Genomic DNA, 19676 nt, shown 5'->3' on the forward strand with positions numbered 1-19676 from the left:
CAATTGATTAAAATTTAAAAAATTAAACCAATTATTATTTAAACCTACTACTTGTTATGAACAGAATTACAAATATGAAAAAAGCAATCGGCGTATTCCGTAGCTATGGCATTCCTTTATCAGGAAAGCAAAAATCCGCCAATTTTTACAAAGAACTTCACATGGACAAAGTGTATGTGGATGGTCTTATCTTTGAACTTGAACTTGAGCTCAACAAAATTCTTGAAGAAGAAAAAATCGCCTTACTGGAAACCCCTTCAGAACTTCTTCAGGAATTACTGGCTGCATAAACTTTCTTTCTGAATGGTGGTTAGGATTAGGTAAAAATGAGAAAGAAACCCTATTTCCTTGTTTTGTTAGTACCCCTTCTTTTCATTTTATTCCAAAATGAAAAGGTTGATCCCATGAAATCAAAGTTCACTTCCAATCCACAACTTACTACCATCCTTCCCAATGAAAATTGGAAAGGCAATCCTGTGGATGAAAAAGGCAGATTCGTCAACTTGTACCACCCTTTCGAGTCAAGTTTTGGGGATTTGATCAAATGGCAAACCAGCAAAAACCCACAGGCAGAGGAAAAGAAATCTGAAACGAGATATCTTACTGTTGATTTCGATTCTACGGTTTTTCATGGACAGGATGATTACCTGATATGGCTCGGGCATGCCACTTATCTCATGAGGATCCAAGGAACAGTATTCTTGACTGATCCGCTGCTGATAGACAATACATTTCTGAAAAGAGAAAGTCCATTGCCTTTTCCTCTGGAAAAAATGCCTAAACTGGACTTCCTCCTTTTGTCCCACAACCACAGGGACCATTGCGATGAGAATTCACTGAAATACCTATCCAAAGCCCATCCCAATATGAAAATCCTAACCGGGTTGGGATTGGAAAGTGTCATCAAGAAGTGGACAAATGGACATACCATCCAAGAAGCAGGTTGGTATCAGCAATATTCGCTTTTGGATAGTGGAATTACCATCACCTATGTTCCAAGCAGACATTGGTCAAAACGTTGGCTAACTGATGATAATAAAAGCCTTTGGGGTGGTTTTTTCATTCAAAATGGTGATCAATCCATCTATTTCATGGGAGACAGCGGAAAAGGTGAACATTTCGCAGACATCAAAAACACACTCGGAACACCGGATTATTGCCTGATGGGAGTTGGCGCCTACAAACCTGAATGGTTTATGCACCAAGCCCACATCAGTCCCAAGGATGCCATTGATGCATTCAATACTTTGGAAGGAAAATATTTTATCCCAATGCATTTCGGAACTTTTAACCTTTCGGACGAACCGCGGATGGAACCTTGGGATATCTTGGTTGAAAACAAAGGAATCATAAAGGGAAATTTGGTAGAACCGGTGATAGGAAAGAATCTCCTGATTTTTTAACAAGCAGGATTCCAAATAGGATTTTAAAAAAAAGCAATCAAAACCGTGGAATTCCTATGGTTAATCCTTTAAATTAAAGGATTGAATTTTTCATCTAGCCAAAAAACCATGAAAGAAGGAACAAAAGAGAATCCTTGGAAATTGAAAACCCCGCCACTAACCTCAGACTACGAGATGTACAGGGATACCAAAGAGGGCAAAGAAGTTATTGTTTGTGTCGTGGGAAAAACAATCCTGCTTTATGATTACCGATGCTTGAATGACCTTCATCAAATGTTGAAAAACCATGGCGACTGGATGGAACTGGGAAGTGCGGATGAGCAAAAACCTGCAAAAGAGGGAACTGTTGAAGCCTGGGGCCGATCTGAATCCAATCCGATTGGCGGTTGGTATGGATTAAAAAAAGGACTCAGGGGAAGGTTTGGGATGTATGTTCCACCATTGATGGAAGAACTCGGCTTGGCCGAAGTTACCCACGAACCAAAAGGAAATAAAATGAAAGCCAAATAATTTTAAGGAGTTCTTCATTTTTTAACAAAATAATCTGCCTTATATTTTTTATTGCAAAATTAAATATTGTAAATTTTTGAAGGAAGTGTTTTAAAACCGAACATTGATCCAATACTCTGCCTCAAAAAATTATGAAAAACATCAAAATTGAAATCAAATGGGCAATAATATTTGCCTTGATGACATTGCTGTGGATGGTACTTGAAAGATCCGTCGGGCTACATGATACCCATATTGACAAACACGCAGTATACACCAATTTCATTGCGATACCGGCCATTTCCGTCTACGTTTTTGCATTATTGGACAAGAGAAAAAGCTTTTACCATGGCAAAATGACCTACTTACAAGGATTTATTTGTGGTTTGATAATCACTTTATTCGTGACCGTTCTGAGCCCTTTGACACAGTATATCACCTCAACTATTATAACCCCGGATTACTTTGAAAACGCCATTGCCTATGGTGTTTCGATAGGAAAAATCACACCGGAAGCCGCTGAGGATTATTTTAACCTTGAAAATTATATCATTCAGGGTTTGATCGGAGCACCATTCATGGGTCTGATTACGACAGCTTTGGTAGCAATTTTCACCAGGAAAAATTAAAACATAAAACCAAAAATCATGGACAAAGCAGAACAAACCATGCAGGACAACTTGTTGAAAAACACAGGAAAAAGTCTATCGGAGTGGACTGAAGCAGTGAAAGTTTTGAAATTTGAAAAACATGGTCAGATCATGAAATTCCTGAAGGAAGAAAAAGGGCTTACCCATGGCTTCGCCAATTTCATTGCACTGAAAACCCTTGCTACTGATGCGGGTTCTTTTGAAAATAAAGATGAACTGATCGACAGCCAATACAAAGGGAAAGAGCACTTTAGACCCATTTATGACCAATTGATTGCCGATATCTCAAAATTCGGAAATGACATCGAAATAGCACCAAAAATGGCCAACGTCAGCTTGAGAAGAAAAAAACAATTCGCATTGCTTTCCCCGGTTACAAAAACCCGTTTTGAAATCGGCATCAACCTCAAAGGACAAGAACCAAGCGGAAAGTTGCTGCCAAGCGGCAATGCCATGTGTACCCACAAAATCAATTTGACGGCCATCGGGGATATCGACCAGGAAGTCATGGATTGGATTCACAAAGCATATCAAAACGCAGGTTGAATTTTTAAAAAAATCATTATTTAAATGCAAGCATTGATCCAAACTCCTACCCCATATTTAGATGCAAGTATAGATTTTTATTCCAAACTTGGATTCAAACAGATTTCAGAAAACCCTATCATTTTCTCAGATGGAAAAGCCAACATTGAAATCAATCCAAATAGGTATGCAAGGGCAGGTTTGAGATTCTTTAAGGACTCTTGGTCTGTTGAAATCTCCAAATTGAAAGCAATAGCAGAGATCCATCCCACAAAAGATGGCCACCTCCTAGCAGATCCAAGCGGAGTATGGATTTATTTGGTGGATGGAAAACCTGGTTTTGATCTAAAGGAAGAAGAACTTTCTTTCAGTACTTTGGGCAATTATATGGGAATCAGCCTAGAATCCACCGATGCAAAAAAGTCCTTTGAAATCTACCAAATCCTGGGATTTCAACTTGCTTTCGGTTCCATAGACAGTGGCTTTTTCGCCTTGACTGCTAATGGCTTTTCAATTTCAATCATGAAGCCCAATTCATGTCCGCATTTATTTTTCAACCCCTCCCTTACCTTTTTCAATGGCAAAAACAACCTAGAGGTCATTGCCAAAATCCGATCTTTAGAAATTCAAATGGCAGAAGAAATCACCTATTTTAACAAAGAAGGTATCGTTGACAATATCATCATCAGAGATCCGGGTGGATTGGGTTTCTTTATTTTTAACGACTAAAAAGGTAAAATTAATGGGATAAGAAAAACAGCAATAATCATCACGATGATAGTGAATGGGACGCCGATTTTGACGAAATCACCAAACTTATAATTCCCCGGGCCTACGACTAATGTATTGACCGGAGAGGATACGGGCGTCATAAAAGCAGAAGAAGCAGCCAAAATAACCGCCATCGCAAAGGGATAAGGGGAAAGTTCCAAATCATAGGCCATGGCAATCGCAATAGGTGCCATAAGGACAGCGGTGGCGGTATTGGATATGAATAAACCCAACACAGCTGTAATGAAAAACAGGGAAGCAACAGCTACCCATGGAGCACTCTCCCCGACCAAGTTAATCAGGCCATCAGCGGCCAATTCAACACCTCCGGTACGTTGAAGCGCAATCGAAAATGGCATCATTCCCACGATCAAAACAAGGCTTTTCCAAGAAATGGAATTGTAGGCACTGTTCATATCAATAATCCTGAAAAATCCCATGGCAAGGCAACCCAGGATTACAGCATGGACATTGGGCAAAACCCCTGTAACCATCGTCAACACGACCAAACCTAAAATCACAATGGCTTGTCTTGCTTTGTCAGCGGCAGGCAAGACTTCCTCGAATTCTACTGGAAGGTTCAATAAGACCAATTCATCGGTAACCTTACCCATTCTTTTGATATCTTCCCAAAAACCTGCTATCAAAATTGTATCTCCGACTTTGAATTGCTTATTTAAAAAATCTTCCAAAATAACCTTGTTTCCTCTCCAAAGCCCGATAACCGTAAGCCCGGATTCAGACCTCAGCCTGGCGTCTTTTATTGTTCTTCCAACCAAACCTGATTCAGCAGGAATGATGGCCTCTACCATTCCTAATTCTTGGGAAAGTGAGGTAAGGTAGCCTTTGCCCCCGGAAAGACTGATTTTTTCGACACCGTATTTTTCAGATAGACTTTTGAGATCAATTTCATGTTCCCGGACATCCAAAAACAAAATGTCATCCACCTGAAAATCCATGATTTTGGAAGGCCTTATAAAAACCTGTTTATTGCCGTCTTTCCTTTCTACTGCCAATAATTTTAAACCATCATATTTGAGATCCAGCTCGTTGATCTTTAGACCAAGTAAGCTGGAATCCTGCAAAATTTTTACCCGATACTCTCTGCCCGTAAGTTCATATTTTTTAATCCAATCCTTAAAAGTCGGCTTTCTTTTCTTCCTCACCGACTTGTCTGAATTACTGGGAAGCCATTTTCTGGCAAATAGCATATAAATCACACCCAAAGACAAAATGGCAAGCCCAAAGGGAGTGATTGTAAAAAAACCAAGTCCCTTTTCTCCTTGCCGGATAAGTTCCGAATTCACTACCAAGTTGGGAGCTGTGGATATCAATGTAAGCATCCCGCTGATCAGTGCAGCAAAACTCATCGGCATCATCAGATGACTGGGAGGTATGCCGGTATTACTGCAGATCCTAAAAACCACCGGAATAAATATGGCAACAATGGCCGTAGAACTCATCACCGAACCCAATCCTGCCACTGACAGCATCAACAAAACAAGAAGCTTGGTTTCATTTCCCCCCGCTTTTTCATTTATCCAATCTCCTACATTTCTCGCCACCCCGGTCCGTACCAATCCTTCTCCCATCACAAAAAGTACCGCAATGAGCACAATATTTGGGTCACTAAACCCTATCAATGTTTCCTCCACAGAAATTATTCCGGTAAAGGGTAAAGCGGCAATCATAACCACTCCCACTGCATCCATTCTAGGCTTGTTCTTCACAAACATCACTATAGCTGCGGCCAATAATCCCAATACCCATAACAACCTGAAATCAAAATCGGAGTCTGAAATATCACTGCTCAAAACGAATAACTCCACTTGTCCGAGAAAAATAAGTTGGATTCCTAACAGCAGATCAAAAAATAAATTCGGGGAAACAAAAATCATCATGGCACAAAAAATTCTGGAAGAAAGATTTTAATAGCCAAAGGTATGGTGTTATTTAAAAAAATTCACCCTATTCTCTCTCCCAAATTTCTTAAAGGCTATTTAATTATATCAAATTCTTCGAATAATTATACTTTTTGACCTCTAACTTGATGTATTTATATAAAAAAAGAGCCAATGCCTAAAATCAAAAATCATTTGATTCACAATCAGCCTATTGATCTTTGCAGTCAAAAGTCTAACAAGAAATAATTGCTTAATAAAACTAAGGCAATTTATTATTTAACTCAAAGTATCTGAAATAGAAATACTTAAATTGAAATCTTCCAAAATTTAAATCTTTGAAAGTAAATCTGTGTTCAGCCAAAACATATTTCTTTCGGCAAAAAATATGACTGGAAAATAAAAAATTTGAGAGAGAAAGTTTTCCAAAGACAAAAATCGTCTTTAGATAATTCTCTCTTTTTCTAAAATTCTTGTTTTAACTTGAAAATTTTCAATTTTTCTTGGAATAATAGAAGAAAGGTGGTCCAAAAAGTGCGAACAAAATTTGATAAACGTTTTTATTATCATGAAAAGCAAAAAAAAATGTTGGCACGAGTTTAAATCCATTATTTTATTTTATTAGAAATCAACCACTTATAAAAAAATTGTACTTTTATCATATAAATGTCAAAGCAAAATTTCATTTTTTAAAAAGTATTTTATTAGATTTAAAAATCAAAATAATAAATGCAAAACAGGTCACCCGCATTTCAATAGTTCACCCTACTATGAATTACACAAACAAATGGAACAAAATCATTTTGGTCGATGATGATGTTGTCACAAATCATGTTCACAAAAAACTTATTAACCATCTAGGTTTTGAAGGTGAGGTTGTATCCTTGCCCGACGGAAGTCAGGCAATGAACTATATCAGTTCTAGTATAGAAAAGCCTCAACCAAGAAAACGAGGAGAAAAAGAACTCGTTTTGCTTGACCTTCACATGCCCAAGACCAATGGTTGGAATTTCCTTCAGCAATTCATGAAGTTTGATAAGCGAACCAAAAACAAATTCAGGATTGTTATGATCAGCAGCTCAATCCACCCTGACGATATTGATCCGATTACAAAAATACCTGAAATTCAAGAATATATCATTAAACCGATTTCAGTTGACCACATGAAAAAACTGATTTACGGATAAAAACACCAAATCAATCTTACCATTTTTCTAATAAATAGCCTCCAAAAATGAAAATCCTTGATCACTGCCTAGGCGGTTGTGGTCAAGGATTTTTGATTTAAAAGCACTTGTCTTGGCTTATAATTTATAAGCTTGTCTCGCCAAAAGTTTCCACCCTGATTTTTCCTTTTCCCAAACCATCATATTGCCGATTTTGAGATTTACTGGATCTCCGGCGGGATTCTTGCCCTTGATCACCAATATATGGCTGACTGTAGCGGTCTTTTTTGAAAGATGAACCACCTCTTTTTCCCTCTCAATGGACTGATACACGAGTGGTGCTTTATTTACAACTTCATTGACAAATCCGGCTTTATCCTGGATCAGGCCGCTGGAATGCCCATAATGAAGGGCATCCGAAAGAAGGGAATTAAGCATATCTTTATCAGCTGCGATCATGGCCACAACCAATCTGTCAATGGCTTTGGAAACATTCTGTTCCTCAGAAGATTGTGCGAATACTTCCATCCTTGCACCAAGGAGAAGTAGAAAGAAATAAAGTAAGATCTGTTTTTTCATAATCCTAAAGTAAATGATTATCCATTCGGAATCAATCCTGACACAGGTCTCATTTTGAAGGAATTATTTAATCGGTTATTTCTAAATTTGGTGGACCCAAAAAGATTTTTCTCTCTCTATTAAAATTTTTGATATCTAAAAAATACTCTTCATTTATGAAAAAAATAAATGATGGCTTTTTAGATCAAGACCTAGGCCAAACCATAAAAAAAGCATTTGAAAGCTGATTATTAAACCATCTTCCAAATGCCCCAAAAATCCATTTAACGACTTATATCCTAGCCTGATAGGTATATAGCTGGTAATACCTTCCTTGCTTGGCAATCAACTCCTCGTGTTGACCCCTTTCTACGATTTTTCCCTGCTCAATCACTAAAATCTGATCTGCCTGCCGGATGGTGCTCAGCCTATGGGCAATGACAAAAGTTGTCCTGCCTTGCATCAATTCCTTCAAACTCGCCTGTATCAGTGATTCACTTTCGGTATCCAGGTTGGAAGTGGCTTCATCCAAAATCAATACCCGTGGATCCGCCAAAATCGCCCTGGCGATAGCGATTCTCTGCCTTTGTCCGCCGGAAAGTTTGACACCCCGCTCTCCTATCAAAGTGTCCAAACCATCTTCAAACCTGTCAGTAAACTCGTGCACATGGGCAGCCTTGACTGCCTGCATTAATTTTTCTACTGTTGCATCTGGTCTTGGGAAAAGAATATTTTCCTTGATGGTTCCTTCAAAAAGAAAATCATCCTGTAAAACAACACCCAACTGAGACCTGAAACTTTCCAAAGTGATTTTTTGCATATCGACGCCATCCACAGTAATCAACCCAGATTCCGGATTGAGAAATGATGCCGCCAAGCCTGCTATGGTGGTTTTTCCAGAACCTGAAGTTCCCACCAGAGCCGTAACTGAGCCGGCGGGTGCATTGAATGAAATGCCTTTCAAAACTTCTTTCCCCTCATCGTAAGCAAATGAAACATCCTCAAACCTGATATCTCCCTTGATATGTGGAATCGCAATGATTCTTTGACCGCCTGCACTTTCCAATGGCCTGTTCATGATTTCTTCCGTTCTATCCAATCCAGCAAAGGCCTCAGTAAACTGACTTCCAATATTGCTCATCTGCACAATCGGGGCTATCATAAAACCCAAATACAAGGTGAAGGCCAAGAAATCACCAAAGGTCATCTGTCCATCCATGATCATATAACCACCTATCCCCATTATACCAGCAGAGGCCAAACCAAGCAAAAAAGTAGCTGCAGAGGTTACAAAACTTGTTGCAGTCAAACTCGCCTTCACATTCAAAAACAAGCGCTCTACTCCTGCTTCAAAACTTCTGATTTCTTGGGCTTCTGCATTGAAACCTTTGATTACCCGGATTCCTCCCAAGGTTTCGGTCAACCTTCCGGTGACTTCAGCGTTGATTTTTCCCCGTTCTCTGAAAATCGGTCTGATTTTACTGAAGGCTTTCAGTGAAATAAACCCGAAAATAATCACCGGAACCAAGACATATAAAGTCATCAAAGGACTGATATAAATCAACAATCCCAAAGAAATCGCAGCGGTCAAAACCCCTCCGATCATCTGTGCAAACCCTGTACCCACAAGGTTTCGTACCCCTTCCACATCTGTCATAATCCTCGATACCAACTCTCCTGTTTTTGTATTGTCAAAAAAGCGGATCGGCAGTTGGATGATGTGTCTTTGAACTTTGGATCTCAGTTGTGAAATCAAGTGCTGCGCTTCCACGCTCAGAATTTGGGTGAGGGCATAAGAGGTAACTGCCTGAATTGTTATTGCTCCGACGACAATCAAAACCAGCCATTTCAGCATATCAAGGTCATTGGACGGGATGACATCATCAATCAGGTATTTGCTCGCACCCGGTAAAATCAATCCGGAAAGCCTGCTGATAATGATCAGAAAAAGCCCTAGGAAAAGTTGATTCTTGCGGGGCCAAATGATGGTTTTGAACACATGGGCCATGGTTACCCTGTTTTCTTTTGGTTTGGTTTTAGTCATAGCAAAGGGTTAAAAACTGGTTACAACAACCATAATACCTTGATTAGTTCTTTTTTTGGTAGAATCGAATTTATTCTCAATTCAGTATATTTGTTTTCATTGGAGGATGGACCTTAAAAAAGATCTTTGGTGTCAATGGTCACGCTTATTTTTTTATGAATTATTGATTTTAATTCCAAAATGGTTTGAGTTTTCAATACCTTAAGTCAATAAATTTGAAATTGAAGAAAAGAGAAAATTTACGAAACCCAACAATTAATGAATAAAATTATCATCCTTATATTGATATCATGGTTGACCTTTTCTTGTTCATCACCGAAGCTTCAACCATTTCATCAACTTAAGATAGGGGTATCAAAGGCAGTCATCAACCCTCCTATTGGTTCCTTCATTGCCGGAGACAAACAAAACAGAACCTTTACCGGCGTTTTGGATAGCCTTTATGCCAAAGCTGTTGTGCTTCATGACGGTGAAAAATCAATGGCATTGGTCACCTTGGATTGCATCGGGTTGCTGTATCAGGACTTACAAAAAATCAGAGAACGAACTGCCCAAATGGAATTCGACATTCCTTTTTCTCCTGAAAATATTGTCATCAGTTCCACACATACACATTCAGGGCCTGATGTCGTCGGGCTTTGGGGAAAAGATTTCTCAGAAAGCGGTGTAAACAAGCAATACATGGATTTTTTGGTACAGACAGTTGCCGAACAGATTCAAAAAGCTTCCAAAAACCTACAGGAAAGCACCATCAGGTATGGCAAAAATGAATCAGGAGAAGATTGGGTTGCTAATATCTGTCAGGAGGAAATCGACAGGTCAGTCACGGTGTTACAGTTTCTGGACAAGAACCAAAAGAACATAGTCACCCTGACCAATTTTGCCTGTCACCCAACTTATATGGACGCTGTTTATTCAGAGGTTTCGGCTGATTACTTAGCAGGATTTTACAAAGAAATGGAAAAAGAATGGGGTGGAGAACATCTTTTTCTCCAAGGTGCGATCGGAGGATGGATACAGCCTACTGACAAAGATGGTGGTTATCAAAAAGCCTTGCAAAGAGGGCAAGAATTGGCATTATCAGCGACTGCTTCCCTATTGAAACCAAAAACTTTATCCAAATCCAAACTCAATTTCCAAAGAAAAACCGTGTTTTTTCCTGTTTTGAATGAAGCTTGGCAGCAACTTTCTGCAGCAGGAATCATCGTCGATAGAAAAGTCACTGATGTGATCGAATCCGAAGTTGTTTGGTTTTCTATTGGAGAGGCCACTTTTGCAAGTCATCCGGGAGAAACCGCTCCGATCTATGGGATGAAAACCAAAGAACTTATGCCTGAGGGCCCAAAATTTATCCTTGGATTAAGTCAGGATGCTTTGGGATATATCGTCAAACCAAGCTATTTTGAAAATCCAAACCTTCCGCATGCCCCCTATTTGACAAGAATGTCTTTAGGAAAGGAAACAGGTAATGTATTGATGGAAGAACTTACCAAACTTTCCAAGCAAAATAACAACACCCAACTAACCAATTGACATGACAACGCAGATTGATAAATGGATTGATTCAATAGATAACATAACCCGCGAGGCAATTGAAGTCTTCATTACACTTTCGGTAGAGAAAATGCACCTCAAACCCAATGCAGAAACCTGGAGCATAGCCGAAAACTTTGAACACCTCATTACCATTAATCGAACCTATTTTCCAATTTTTGAAAAACTTAAACACGGGAGTTTTCAAGGCGCTTTCATTTCAAAATTTCCCTATTTTTCTAATCTCTTTGGCAACTTGATTTTTAAATCAGTTTCTGACGGAGGAAAGAAAAAAGCCAAAACTTTCCCGCTTTGGGAACCAAAAGTGACAGAGGGCGATGCCACCGTATTGGAAAGGTTTCAAAACCACCAAGAAGAACTCAAAAAATGGATAATTGAATTGGAACCGTTTTTTGAAAAAAAGACTATCATCCATTCTCCTGCCAACAAATTAATAGTCTATTCGCTCGAAAAGGCAATTGACATCATCGTGGCCCATGAACATAGGCATCTTGATCAGGCAAAAAATTTAATATAAGGAGGGATATATGGTAGAAATAGGCTTTGCGAAATACGCTTTCAGCTTATTAAAAAGATAGATATATAGTTGAAATATGCTTTGCGAAATACGCTTTCAGCGATATAATTTAACAGATTCAATCGCTCAATTCTAAGGTCAAACCAGAATATATTTCAATCTATTTCCACTTTATATCTACCTTATTTCATCTCTAATCTCACTTCTCATATCTCAAGTCTAATTTATGAAATCCGAAAAAGAAAAAATGCTTGCCGGCGAATTGTATTTTGCTTCAGATCCGAAATTGGTTGCGGAAAGACTACAAGCAAGGCAATTGACCAAGCAACTCAACGATTCGAATCCTGACGAAACGGAATTGCGGGAAAGTATCCTCGCCAAACTGATCGGTAAGAAAGGCAAGAATTTTTGGATTGAACCTCCCTTCTTTTGTGACTACGGCTATAATATCACGGCAGGCGATGACGTGTTTTTCAATTTCAACTGTGTGGTTTTGGATGTGACGCCGGTAACTCTTGGAAGCAGGGTGCTTATCGCTCCAAATGTCCAATTTTATGCTGCTACCCATCCTACGGATTATAAAGTCAGGGGAAGTCTGGCCGAATTTGGCAAACCCATCACGATCGGAGATGATGTCTGGATCGGTGGTTCTACTATAATTTGTCCGGGAGTCAGCATCGGATCGAGGTCAATCATAGGCGCAGGATCTGTAGTCACCAAAGATATCCCAGATGATGTTATCGCCGCAGGAAATCCCTGCAAAGTGATCCGGAGTTTGGTTTAAAAAGTTATTTACTTCGTGTTGTCAAGTTATCCTAAAAAGCTGTTGTCGGCTAAAGCTGTTGTCAAGTCCTTCCCTAAAGCTGATGTCAAGATTTAAAGGGATTTTCAAAAACTTGAAAACCTGACAAACTGGATCGTCACACTTCTCCGCCGCGGCGGAGAAGTATCTCAGCAATGAGAGATTCTTCATCTTCGCAGGCTGCGGTTCAGAATGACGGGGAAGCCGACAACAATGACAACTCGAAAACTTGACAACCCTACAACAATGACAACCCGACAACATTTTCAACCATTATAACAACACCAACCCTTCTAACCATGCCCTTCTACTCCAAACGTGACCTTCAATTCCAGCTTTTCGAAAACCTAAAGGTACTAGACCTGACCCGGTTCAAATACTTCGAAGACCACAGTCAGGAAACCTTCCTAATGGTTCTGGAGGCAGCCGATCAAATTGCGGTGACTTCACTTTTTCCGTTGCTGACCGACATGGACAGGAATGAACCTCAGCTTATCGGAGGGAAAATCCAAGTGCATGAAGGCATGAAAAAGATTGTCCGGAAGTTTGGGCAAGACGGTTGGATCAATGCCACTTTTAGCTATGAAGAAGGTGGACAACAATTGCCGAATACCATCCATCTTGCAGCAGGTTTTATTTTTCAGGCGGCGAACTATTCCAGTTCCGTTTATCCTTTTTTGACTACAGGTGCTGCCAAACTGATCAGGACTTTTGGCAGTCAGCAACTGATCGACACATTCACCCCAAACATGTACAATGGAAAATGGCAGGGAACCATGGCACTAACCGAACCAGATGCAGGTTCTTCGCTCACTGACCTCAGTACAATTGCAATTCCAACTGAGAAGGAAGGGGTTTATAAAATACAAGGCCAAAAAATATACATTTCCTGTGGAGACCATGATGCCTGTGAAAATGTCATTCACCTCATGCTCGCCCGTATAAAAGGCGCCCCGGCAGGAGTGAAAGGAATTTCTTTGTTTGTTGTTCCCCAAAAACGAGTTCCGGACAATGAACCCAATGATGTGCTTACCGAAGGAATTTACCACAAGATGGGCTACAAAGGAGCACCGATAGCCCACCTGATGATCGGATCAAATGACGGTACCGAAGGCTACCTTGTCGGGGAGGCCAATAAGGGATTGTCCTACATGTTTCAGATGATGAATGAAGCTCGGGTCGGAGTCGGGATGAATGCTGCTGCCATTGGCACTGCCGCTTTCCAATCTTCCCTTGCTTATGCCAAGGAGAGACCTCAGGGACGTAAAATCACCGAAAAAGACCCCTCAAAACCCCAAATTCCGATCATCGGACATGCAGATGTGAAACGCATGCTACTGTTCCAAAAATCAGTGACGGAAGGTGCACTTTCCCTTTTATTTTTTTGTGCAAAACTGGGGGACATGGTCCATGTAGCTGATGGAAAAGAAAAAGAAGAAGCATCATTATTGCTTGACCTGCTTACACCTATTGCAAAGTCCTACCCTTCAGAAATGTGCTGTTTGACAACATCTGCCGCGGTACAGATTTTAGGAGGAGCTGGTTATACGACGGACTTTCCGGTAGAGCAATATTACCGCGAGGCACGCATTCATCCCATCCATGAAGGGACGACGGGGATTCATGGATTGGATCTTTTGGGAAGAAAAGTATTGATGCAGGAAGGAAAAGCCCTTCAGCTTTTTGCTGGTGAAATCATGAAAACCATAAGCTCAGCAAAAAAACTCACCCACCTGATCCCATTTGCTGAAAAACTAGAAAAATACCTCCAGCGAGCCCAACAGACAAGTTTCCATTTATTTGGCAAAGCTTCCCAAAATCCGGAAGAATTTCTTGCAGATGCCTCGCTTTACCTGGAATACATCGGCATCCTGACTATTTCTTGGCAATGGCTGAGGCAGGGAATCTCTGTCCAAGAAGCTTTGGATGGAGGAAGCTCTGAAAATGATTTCTACAAGGGAAAACTGATGGCCATGCGCTATTTCTTCGAATACGAACTTGTCAAAATGGATGGTCTTGGCAAAAGACTTGTTTCAGATGATATGGTGACAGTGGAGATGAAAGGGGAATGGTTCTAAAAATTATCCAATATACAATCTGGGTACTTTAACAAAAAAGCCATGAAGGAAGTTAGAAATCCTTCATGGCTAAAATTTGAATTAAATACCTGGAATTCTTTACTAGAAGCAATTTCAAACAGGTTGGGATTTCTTAGAAATTAAATCCTAAACCAAGTGAAACTGAGTTCATATAGCCATCTCGATAAAAACTGTTGGCGAGGTAGGCAAACTCATAATCAAGATTCAAAGATATTTTCTCACTCACCACATATCGGGCACCGGCACCGAGACCTGCAATGATACCTGAATCCTTTGCAGTCAGGGTAGTAGCTGAGCCCGCTCTTTCAATGTCTGAGAACTGGACACCAATTACCCCTTTGAGAAAAGGCTGCAAATTTCCATCTCCAAAATAGAATTTTGGTACAAAGGCAATAGGCAAAGTAGAAATGGTATAATCCGTTTGGCTGGTCGATCCGGTTACATTGATGTATCCAAAGTGAAGACCATAAGAAACGGCACTTCCGATAGGCTGGTAGTCATACTGGAGGTTGATCCTGTATCCTGATGCATCTGCATCCGCTTCTTCGATATTGGTAAATACATATCCACCTCCAACAGTAAGACTATTTACTTGTGCATACAATGAAATAGGCAACAAAAACATTAAACTAAGTAGTAATTTTTTCATGACAGGTTGGGTTTAAAATTTTGGTTAAAATAATGTACAAATATAACAATAACTGTATTAGCGTTGTTGCACGGAACCGTCTATCAACACTCCCAGTCTATAGCAAATTCTAGAGTTAAAATTGATGTGTTATGTACAAGCTTCAGGGGGCTCTTAAACACCTAAAAAAGAATAAAAAAATCAAAAAATATACACTCCTTTTTATCTCAAAAATAATACACTAAGAATCTCAAAAGCTACTAAAAATAGCTTTTTTTAGATTTTTTCGGGCTTTTATTTCAAATCCGCTTTCTCCAAAATCCAATTCCGGCAATAGGATTACCTGATCAAAATCTGACTCTTTTCCTACATCTCCCGAGGTGATCAGAGTTGTTTTTTTTCCGTGTTTTCTTGCCAACTGCAACAGTTCAAAACTTCCTTTTCCTGACGCTGATTGGGAGTCATACTTGCCTTCTCCTGTGATGATGATATCTGATGACTTGATCTTGGATTCTATACTGATTTTTTCAAAAAACCATTTTGCACCCATCTCTATTTCCACCGGAAAAAAGAAAGTTAGCCCAAAGGCAATTCCTCCCGCAGCACCGAAACTTTCTCTGTCTGCTAACTGCTTTCCTGATTTATTGGCCATTAATTCCAATGCTTTGGAACAATCATTTTCAAACTTTTCCAGATCCTCCTTTTTCAATCCCTTTTGGGGACCAAAAACGGGAATGGCTCCGGAGGGACCAAAAAAATAATTGTTCACATCGCAGAGGCATGTGAATTTTAAGTTTGGTTTTGGTATCGGGCTTTGTATAAATCGGATTTTGGAAATAAAACCTTCTGAAAAAACCGGAATTTCCCTTCCTTTTTCATCCAAAAACAAAAATCCCAAACCTCTCAAAATCCCGATCCCTAGATCCACTGTTGCACTTCCTCCCAATCCCAAAATAATATGTTCGGTTCCGGCGTCAGCAGCCTTTTTGATCAGTTCCCCAGTTCCAAATGTGCTTGTAATCCAAGGATTCTTTTCGTAAGGCATCAATGACTTGATTCCGGAAACTGTGGATACATCCAGGTAAGCTGTCTTTTGCCCAGGATCCAAAAAGTAAAATCCCTGTATCGGCCTTCCCAAAGGATCTAAGGCAATTTCAAAAACCTGCTCTAATTTCAATGCCTTTCCAAGCAAAAAGCAGGTTCCATCCCCACCATCCGCGATCGGGCAAACCGTCAGAATCGCATCCGGCATTTTTTCCAATATCGCACTCCCGATAATCTCCGCCGCTTCATCAGCATCAATCGTTCCTTTGAAAGCATTTGGGGCGATGAGGAGGTTCATTTGGAGGGGGTGGAAGGGTTGTAGTGGTTGTAATGGTTGTAGTGGTTTTAGTGGTTGTAATTGTTGTAGTTGTTGTAGTTGTTGTCGGGTTTTCAAGTTGTCAAGTTGTCAAGTTTTTGTTGATCCCATTTCATCTCGACATCAGCTTTTACAGACAACCTGAAATCAACTTTTACGGACAACCTGACAACCCTATATCCTCTCAACAATTACAACACGAAGGTTACAACAATTACAACCATTTTTAGATAACCTGACAACAGCTTTAGCGGACAACTCGACAACCCTGTAATAAGACTACTTCCCCTTCATCCTGGCAAAATAATCCTTGGTGGCGGCTTTAACTTTTGGGGCCAAATAAAGGGTCGATATCATTGTCGGAATCGCCATAATGGCATACATCGCATCAATAAAACTCACCACAACATTCAGAGATACTACCGCACCAGCTACGATGGTGATGAGGTAGAAGTAATTGTAATAATCGGCTTTATCCGCTCCAAAAAGGTAATTGAAGCATTTATGTCCATAAAAAGAGTAGGTGAACATCGTCGAAAGTGCAAAAATAAGAACAGCCAACATGAGCAGGTATTTTCCAATTCCGGGAAGTCCCATTTCAAAAGCCTCAAGGGTAAGTTTGACCCCATCATTTTCTGCATTTTCCCATACACCCGTAAGCATAATCACCAAAGCAGTCAGCGTACATACCACAATGGTGTCGATAAAAGGTCCGAGCATTGCAATCATTCCTTCCCGTACAGGCTCATTGTTTTTGGAAGCACCGTGAACCATTGGTGCGGTACCGATTCCAGCCTCATTGGAAAATGCTGCCCTTCTTGCCCCAATCACCATAACAGCACCAACTGCTCCACCCATTACCGCATTACCTGTAAATGCATCCTCTACGATCAACCATAACATTTCAGGAATCCGACCAAAGTATTTGATCACAATCAACATTACCGTGCCAAAATAAAGAAGCACCATAAACGGCACCAACTTAGACGCGACAGCAGCTATTCTTTGGATACCGCCCAAAATCACAATGGCAACAAGAACCATCATGGCTATTCCAATAATCCATTTGGTAGGCTCTCCATTGTCAAGTCCGTACGGTTGGAGCATTACTGACCGAAATACTTCAGTCAATTGATTGGCCTGAAAAATTGATAGTAGTCCCAAAACCCCAGCAACGGAAAACAAAATTGCCAAAGGCTTCCATTTTTTGCCCATTCCATGTTCGATCACATACATGGGACCACCCTGAACTACCCCGGCAGTATCGGTGCCACGGTACATGAGGGCGAGACTACATGTAAAATACTTGGTCGCCATACCAACAAATGCTGACATCCACATCCAAAAAATGGCACCCGGACCACCCATATTGATTGCAATGGCGACACCGCTGATATTTCCCATCCCGACTGTAGCAGCAATTGCTGCTGAAAGTGCCTGTTGGGACGAAATCTGTCCGGGAACGTTCTCTGTATCATATTTCCCTCTGACGACCTTCAAAGCATGGCCAAAATACCTGAATGGCAAAAACCCGGAATAAATGAAGAGAATCAAGCCTCCTCCCATCAGCAAAGCGAGCATCGGTATATCCCAAATCCAGTTACTGAAGTCAATTATAAAATCTCCCATGTGTTGTGGTATAAATGAACGGGCATATTAAAAGCATTTTTTGGGAAATACAAATAGATATGGCTTCAATGGGTTTTCAATTGAAGCATTAATGCCGAATAATTTTTCATTTGTCCAAAGTCACAACAAAATTACCTTACCTAAATATCATCGGTTCTTTCAAATTGTATTAAAAAAAACATGAGCTACCCAAATAAGGCATTAGATTATGCCTTATTTGGATAGCTCAGTTTGCAAGGTTTATTTGGATAATATCCAAAATTATAAATCAAAAAAAGCTGATTTTCCCATCTCCAATTGTGGCTTGACAACACTTTAAGTATGAGTAAAGTATTCTCACGGCCGGATGAATTTTACTCCAGCCAATCCTCAGGGACCACTACATATCCCAATTGCCTCAAGACATCCGCTTCATTATAAAACGTAATGCTTTTTTTAATCTTGCCGTTTTCTATCAGGTAATTTGTATTCGCCCAAATGGTGGCTGACCCTATGCTGTCTTTATACACAATTTCCAGTTCGGCCCAGTTGGCTACCCAATCACCTTTGCCGTCACCATCCGGGATGGTCACAGAGGCAAACCTTGATCGGTTGTATTTGATGGTTTCATATAGGTTTTCAACATTGTATTTCCAGTTTTCGATGGCTTCCATTTTTCCAATAGAATCTCCAAAAGAGGGTCCAATACCGAGATAGTTCGTATCCAGATAGTTTCCCATAGATTCAAAATTGAGGGATTCAACTGCATGGATATAATTTTTAACCAATTCTATATTTTCCTGATGCTGTTTTTCATTGTTGGGTGAACAAGAAAACAAACCAATTGTCAATGCTGTGAGTATGATTAGATTTTTCATTTTTCTCGATTTAATTATTTGACAGTGTATCCTCTACCTTCAATGCAGACCGAAAAAGCCTTCTTAAATTTATCTTTTGCTGCTTGTTCTGTTGCAGATGCATTAGCCTGTGCCTGTTGATTTTGTTGAGCTTGAGCCTTTTGCCCTTGCTGCCTTCCCCTCATAGCACCAGCCGCGGCACCAATAGCAGCTCCCTTACCCGTATCTCCTGCAATGGCACCTATGGCAGCACCTGCCGCTGCGCCTTTGGCCGCTCCCACCACAGCTCCTCCTGTCGGACCTGATGATTGTTGGGCTTCTACTTTTGGAAGGTTCAATGGATCTACACCCGATTGCTCCATGGCCCATTGGTAGCATTCATATTCATCTTGCTTTTGCTTATTCTGACTTTGTCCTTTGGATGGATAAATAAACAGACCCAAGCCCTGCGAAATCTGATTATAGGTCATCTTGGTCGTATCGGGAACCGATTGAGTCATGGGAACCTGCGCATACAGGTTTTGACTATAAGAAAGCAAAACCATCAGGAATACGGTCCCTACAAATGATTTCAACTTATTGCTCTTTTTCATTTTTTTAGTTTTTTAGGTCAATTTAAATTCATGAAATCATCATAATCCTTTGGCTGTGGAATAGATATTCAAGCAACCAAAGGGTTTTCTTCATCTTTTTTCTTTTCCGTTTCAGCCCAAGTTTTAAAAAAAATACCCAACTAGAATCATG

At 40.2% G+C, this 19676-nt stretch carries 20 protein-coding genes; 11 read left to right on the plus strand and 9 right to left on the minus strand.

Features of this window, described 5'->3' with window-relative positions; genetic code table 11:
- The first annotated feature begins 56 nt into the window (after positions 1 to 56).
- From DQW11_RS03275 to DQW11_RS03300, 6 genes are all read left to right on the plus strand, one after another.
- Complete coding sequence (locus DQW11_RS03275; RefSeq protein ID WP_113922561.1) at positions 57 to 290, plus strand: acyl carrier protein; 234 nt, start codon at positions 57 to 59, stop codon at positions 288 to 290.
- A gap of 114 nt (positions 291 to 404) precedes the next feature.
- On the plus strand, positions 405 to 1403 hold the full coding sequence (locus tag DQW11_RS03280) for an MBL fold metallo-hydrolase (RefSeq protein ID WP_232826662.1): 999 nt from the start codon (positions 405 to 407) through the stop codon (positions 1401 to 1403).
- A 108-nt stretch (positions 1404 to 1511) separates the two neighbouring features.
- On the plus strand, positions 1512 to 1913 hold the full coding sequence (locus DQW11_RS03285; RefSeq protein ID WP_113922563.1) for a DUF6855 family protein: 402 nt from the start codon (positions 1512 to 1514) through the stop codon (positions 1911 to 1913).
- Positions 1914 to 2044: 131 nt separating this feature from the next.
- Complete coding sequence (locus DQW11_RS03290) at positions 2045 to 2521, plus strand: DUF4199 domain-containing protein (protein ID WP_113922564.1); 477 nt, start codon at positions 2045 to 2047, stop codon at positions 2519 to 2521.
- An 18-nt stretch (positions 2522 to 2539) separates the two neighbouring features.
- Positions 2540 to 3088, plus strand: coding sequence for a DUF5655 domain-containing protein (locus DQW11_RS03295; RefSeq protein WP_113922565.1), 549 nt, complete (start codon positions 2540 to 2542; stop codon positions 3086 to 3088).
- Positions 3089 to 3112: 24 nt separating this feature from the next.
- Positions 3113 to 3796 carry a hypothetical protein gene (locus tag DQW11_RS03300; protein ID WP_113922566.1) on the plus strand — a complete coding sequence of 228 codons (684 nt, stop codon included), beginning with the start codon at positions 3113 to 3115 and terminating at the stop codon, positions 3794 to 3796.
- Here the strand turns inward: DQW11_RS03300 and DQW11_RS03305 are convergent.
- Positions 3793 to 5739 (minus strand): SLC13 family permease, encoded by a 1947-nt coding sequence (locus DQW11_RS03305; RefSeq protein ID WP_198669835.1) that lies wholly within the window; start codon positions 5737 to 5739, stop codon positions 3793 to 3795. The genes DQW11_RS03300 and DQW11_RS03305 overlap by 4 nt on opposite strands.
- A 770-nt stretch (positions 5740 to 6509) precedes the next feature.
- Between DQW11_RS03305 and DQW11_RS03310 the strand changes: the two genes are divergently transcribed.
- A complete protein-coding gene (locus DQW11_RS03310) occupies positions 6510 to 6926 on the plus strand; it encodes a response regulator (protein ID WP_113922567.1) in 417 nt (138 codons plus the stop codon).
- A 117-nt stretch (positions 6927 to 7043) separates the two neighbouring features.
- Here DQW11_RS03310 and DQW11_RS03315 read toward each other — a convergent pair whose 3' ends face one another.
- Together DQW11_RS03315 and DQW11_RS03320 are read right to left on the minus strand one after the other, a co-directional pair.
- Complete coding sequence (locus DQW11_RS03315) at positions 7044 to 7484, minus strand: nuclear transport factor 2 family protein (protein ID WP_113922568.1); 441 nt, start codon at positions 7482 to 7484, stop codon at positions 7044 to 7046.
- A 271-nt stretch (positions 7485 to 7755) separates the two neighbouring features.
- A complete protein-coding gene (locus tag DQW11_RS03320) occupies positions 7756 to 9507 on the minus strand; it encodes an ABC transporter ATP-binding protein (RefSeq protein ID WP_113922569.1) in 1752 nt (583 codons plus the stop codon).
- A 258-nt stretch (positions 9508 to 9765) separates the two neighbouring features.
- On the opposite strand from DQW11_RS03320, the gene DQW11_RS03325 reads away from it, so the two are divergent.
- The 3 genes from DQW11_RS03325 to DQW11_RS03335 all read left to right on the plus strand — a co-directional run bounded on the left by DQW11_RS03325 (position 9766) and on the right by DQW11_RS03335 (position 12362).
- Positions 9766 to 11040 (plus strand): neutral/alkaline non-lysosomal ceramidase N-terminal domain-containing protein, encoded by a 1275-nt coding sequence (locus tag DQW11_RS03325; RefSeq protein ID WP_113922570.1) that lies wholly within the window; start codon positions 9766 to 9768, stop codon positions 11038 to 11040.
- A gap of 1 nt (position 11041) precedes the next feature.
- Positions 11042 to 11578 carry a DinB family protein gene (locus DQW11_RS03330; RefSeq protein ID WP_113922571.1) on the plus strand — a complete coding sequence of 179 codons (537 nt, stop codon included), beginning with the start codon at positions 11042 to 11044 and terminating at the stop codon, positions 11576 to 11578.
- A gap of 226 nt (positions 11579 to 11804) precedes the next feature.
- Entirely contained in the window at positions 11805 to 12362 is a 558-nt protein-coding gene (locus DQW11_RS03335; RefSeq protein ID WP_113922572.1) for a sugar O-acetyltransferase, read from the plus strand.
- A gap of 21 nt (positions 12363 to 12383) precedes the next feature.
- Here the strand turns inward: DQW11_RS03335 and DQW11_RS22190 are convergent, their stop codons facing one another.
- Positions 12384 to 12551 carry a hypothetical protein gene (locus tag DQW11_RS22190; protein WP_157966017.1) on the minus strand — a complete coding sequence of 56 codons (168 nt, stop codon included), beginning with the start codon at positions 12549 to 12551 and terminating at the stop codon, positions 12384 to 12386.
- Positions 12552 to 12679: 128 nt separating this feature from the next.
- Between DQW11_RS22190 and DQW11_RS03340 the strand changes: the two genes are divergently transcribed.
- The gene (locus DQW11_RS03340; protein ID WP_113922573.1) at positions 12680 to 14458 is read left to right on the plus strand and encodes an acyl-CoA dehydrogenase; all 1779 of its coding nucleotides are present in this window, start codon (positions 12680 to 12682) and stop codon (positions 14456 to 14458) included.
- A 133-nt stretch (positions 14459 to 14591) separates the two neighbouring features.
- On the opposite strand, the gene DQW11_RS03345 is transcribed toward DQW11_RS03340, so the two are convergent.
- From DQW11_RS03345 to DQW11_RS03370, 5 genes are all read right to left on the minus strand, one after another.
- Positions 14592 to 15128 (minus strand): outer membrane beta-barrel protein, encoded by a 537-nt coding sequence (locus DQW11_RS03345; RefSeq protein ID WP_113922574.1) that lies wholly within the window; start codon positions 15126 to 15128, stop codon positions 14592 to 14594.
- A gap of 229 nt (positions 15129 to 15357) precedes the next feature.
- The gene (locus DQW11_RS03350; RefSeq protein ID WP_113922575.1) at positions 15358 to 16449 is read right to left on the minus strand and encodes a glycerate kinase family protein; all 1092 of its coding nucleotides are present in this window, start codon (positions 16447 to 16449) and stop codon (positions 15358 to 15360) included.
- A 297-nt stretch (positions 16450 to 16746) separates the two neighbouring features.
- Positions 16747 to 18096 carry an alanine/glycine:cation symporter family protein gene (locus tag DQW11_RS03360; protein WP_113922577.1) on the minus strand — a complete coding sequence of 450 codons (1350 nt, stop codon included), beginning with the start codon at positions 18094 to 18096 and terminating at the stop codon, positions 16747 to 16749.
- 353 nt (positions 18097 to 18449) lie between these two features.
- The gene (locus tag DQW11_RS03365; RefSeq protein ID WP_113922578.1) at positions 18450 to 18953 is read right to left on the minus strand and encodes a nuclear transport factor 2-like protein; all 504 of its coding nucleotides are present in this window, start codon (positions 18951 to 18953) and stop codon (positions 18450 to 18452) included.
- 14 nt (positions 18954 to 18967) lie between these two features.
- On the minus strand, positions 18968 to 19525 hold the full coding sequence (locus tag DQW11_RS03370; protein ID WP_232826663.1) for a glycine zipper family protein: 558 nt from the start codon (positions 19523 to 19525) through the stop codon (positions 18968 to 18970).
- Positions 19526 to 19676 lie beyond the last annotated feature (151 nt).

The organism is Cognataquiflexum aquatile (assembly GCF_003316845.1).
GTDB classification, from domain to species: Bacteria; Bacteroidota; Bacteroidia; order Cytophagales; family Cyclobacteriaceae; genus Cognataquiflexum; species Cognataquiflexum aquatile.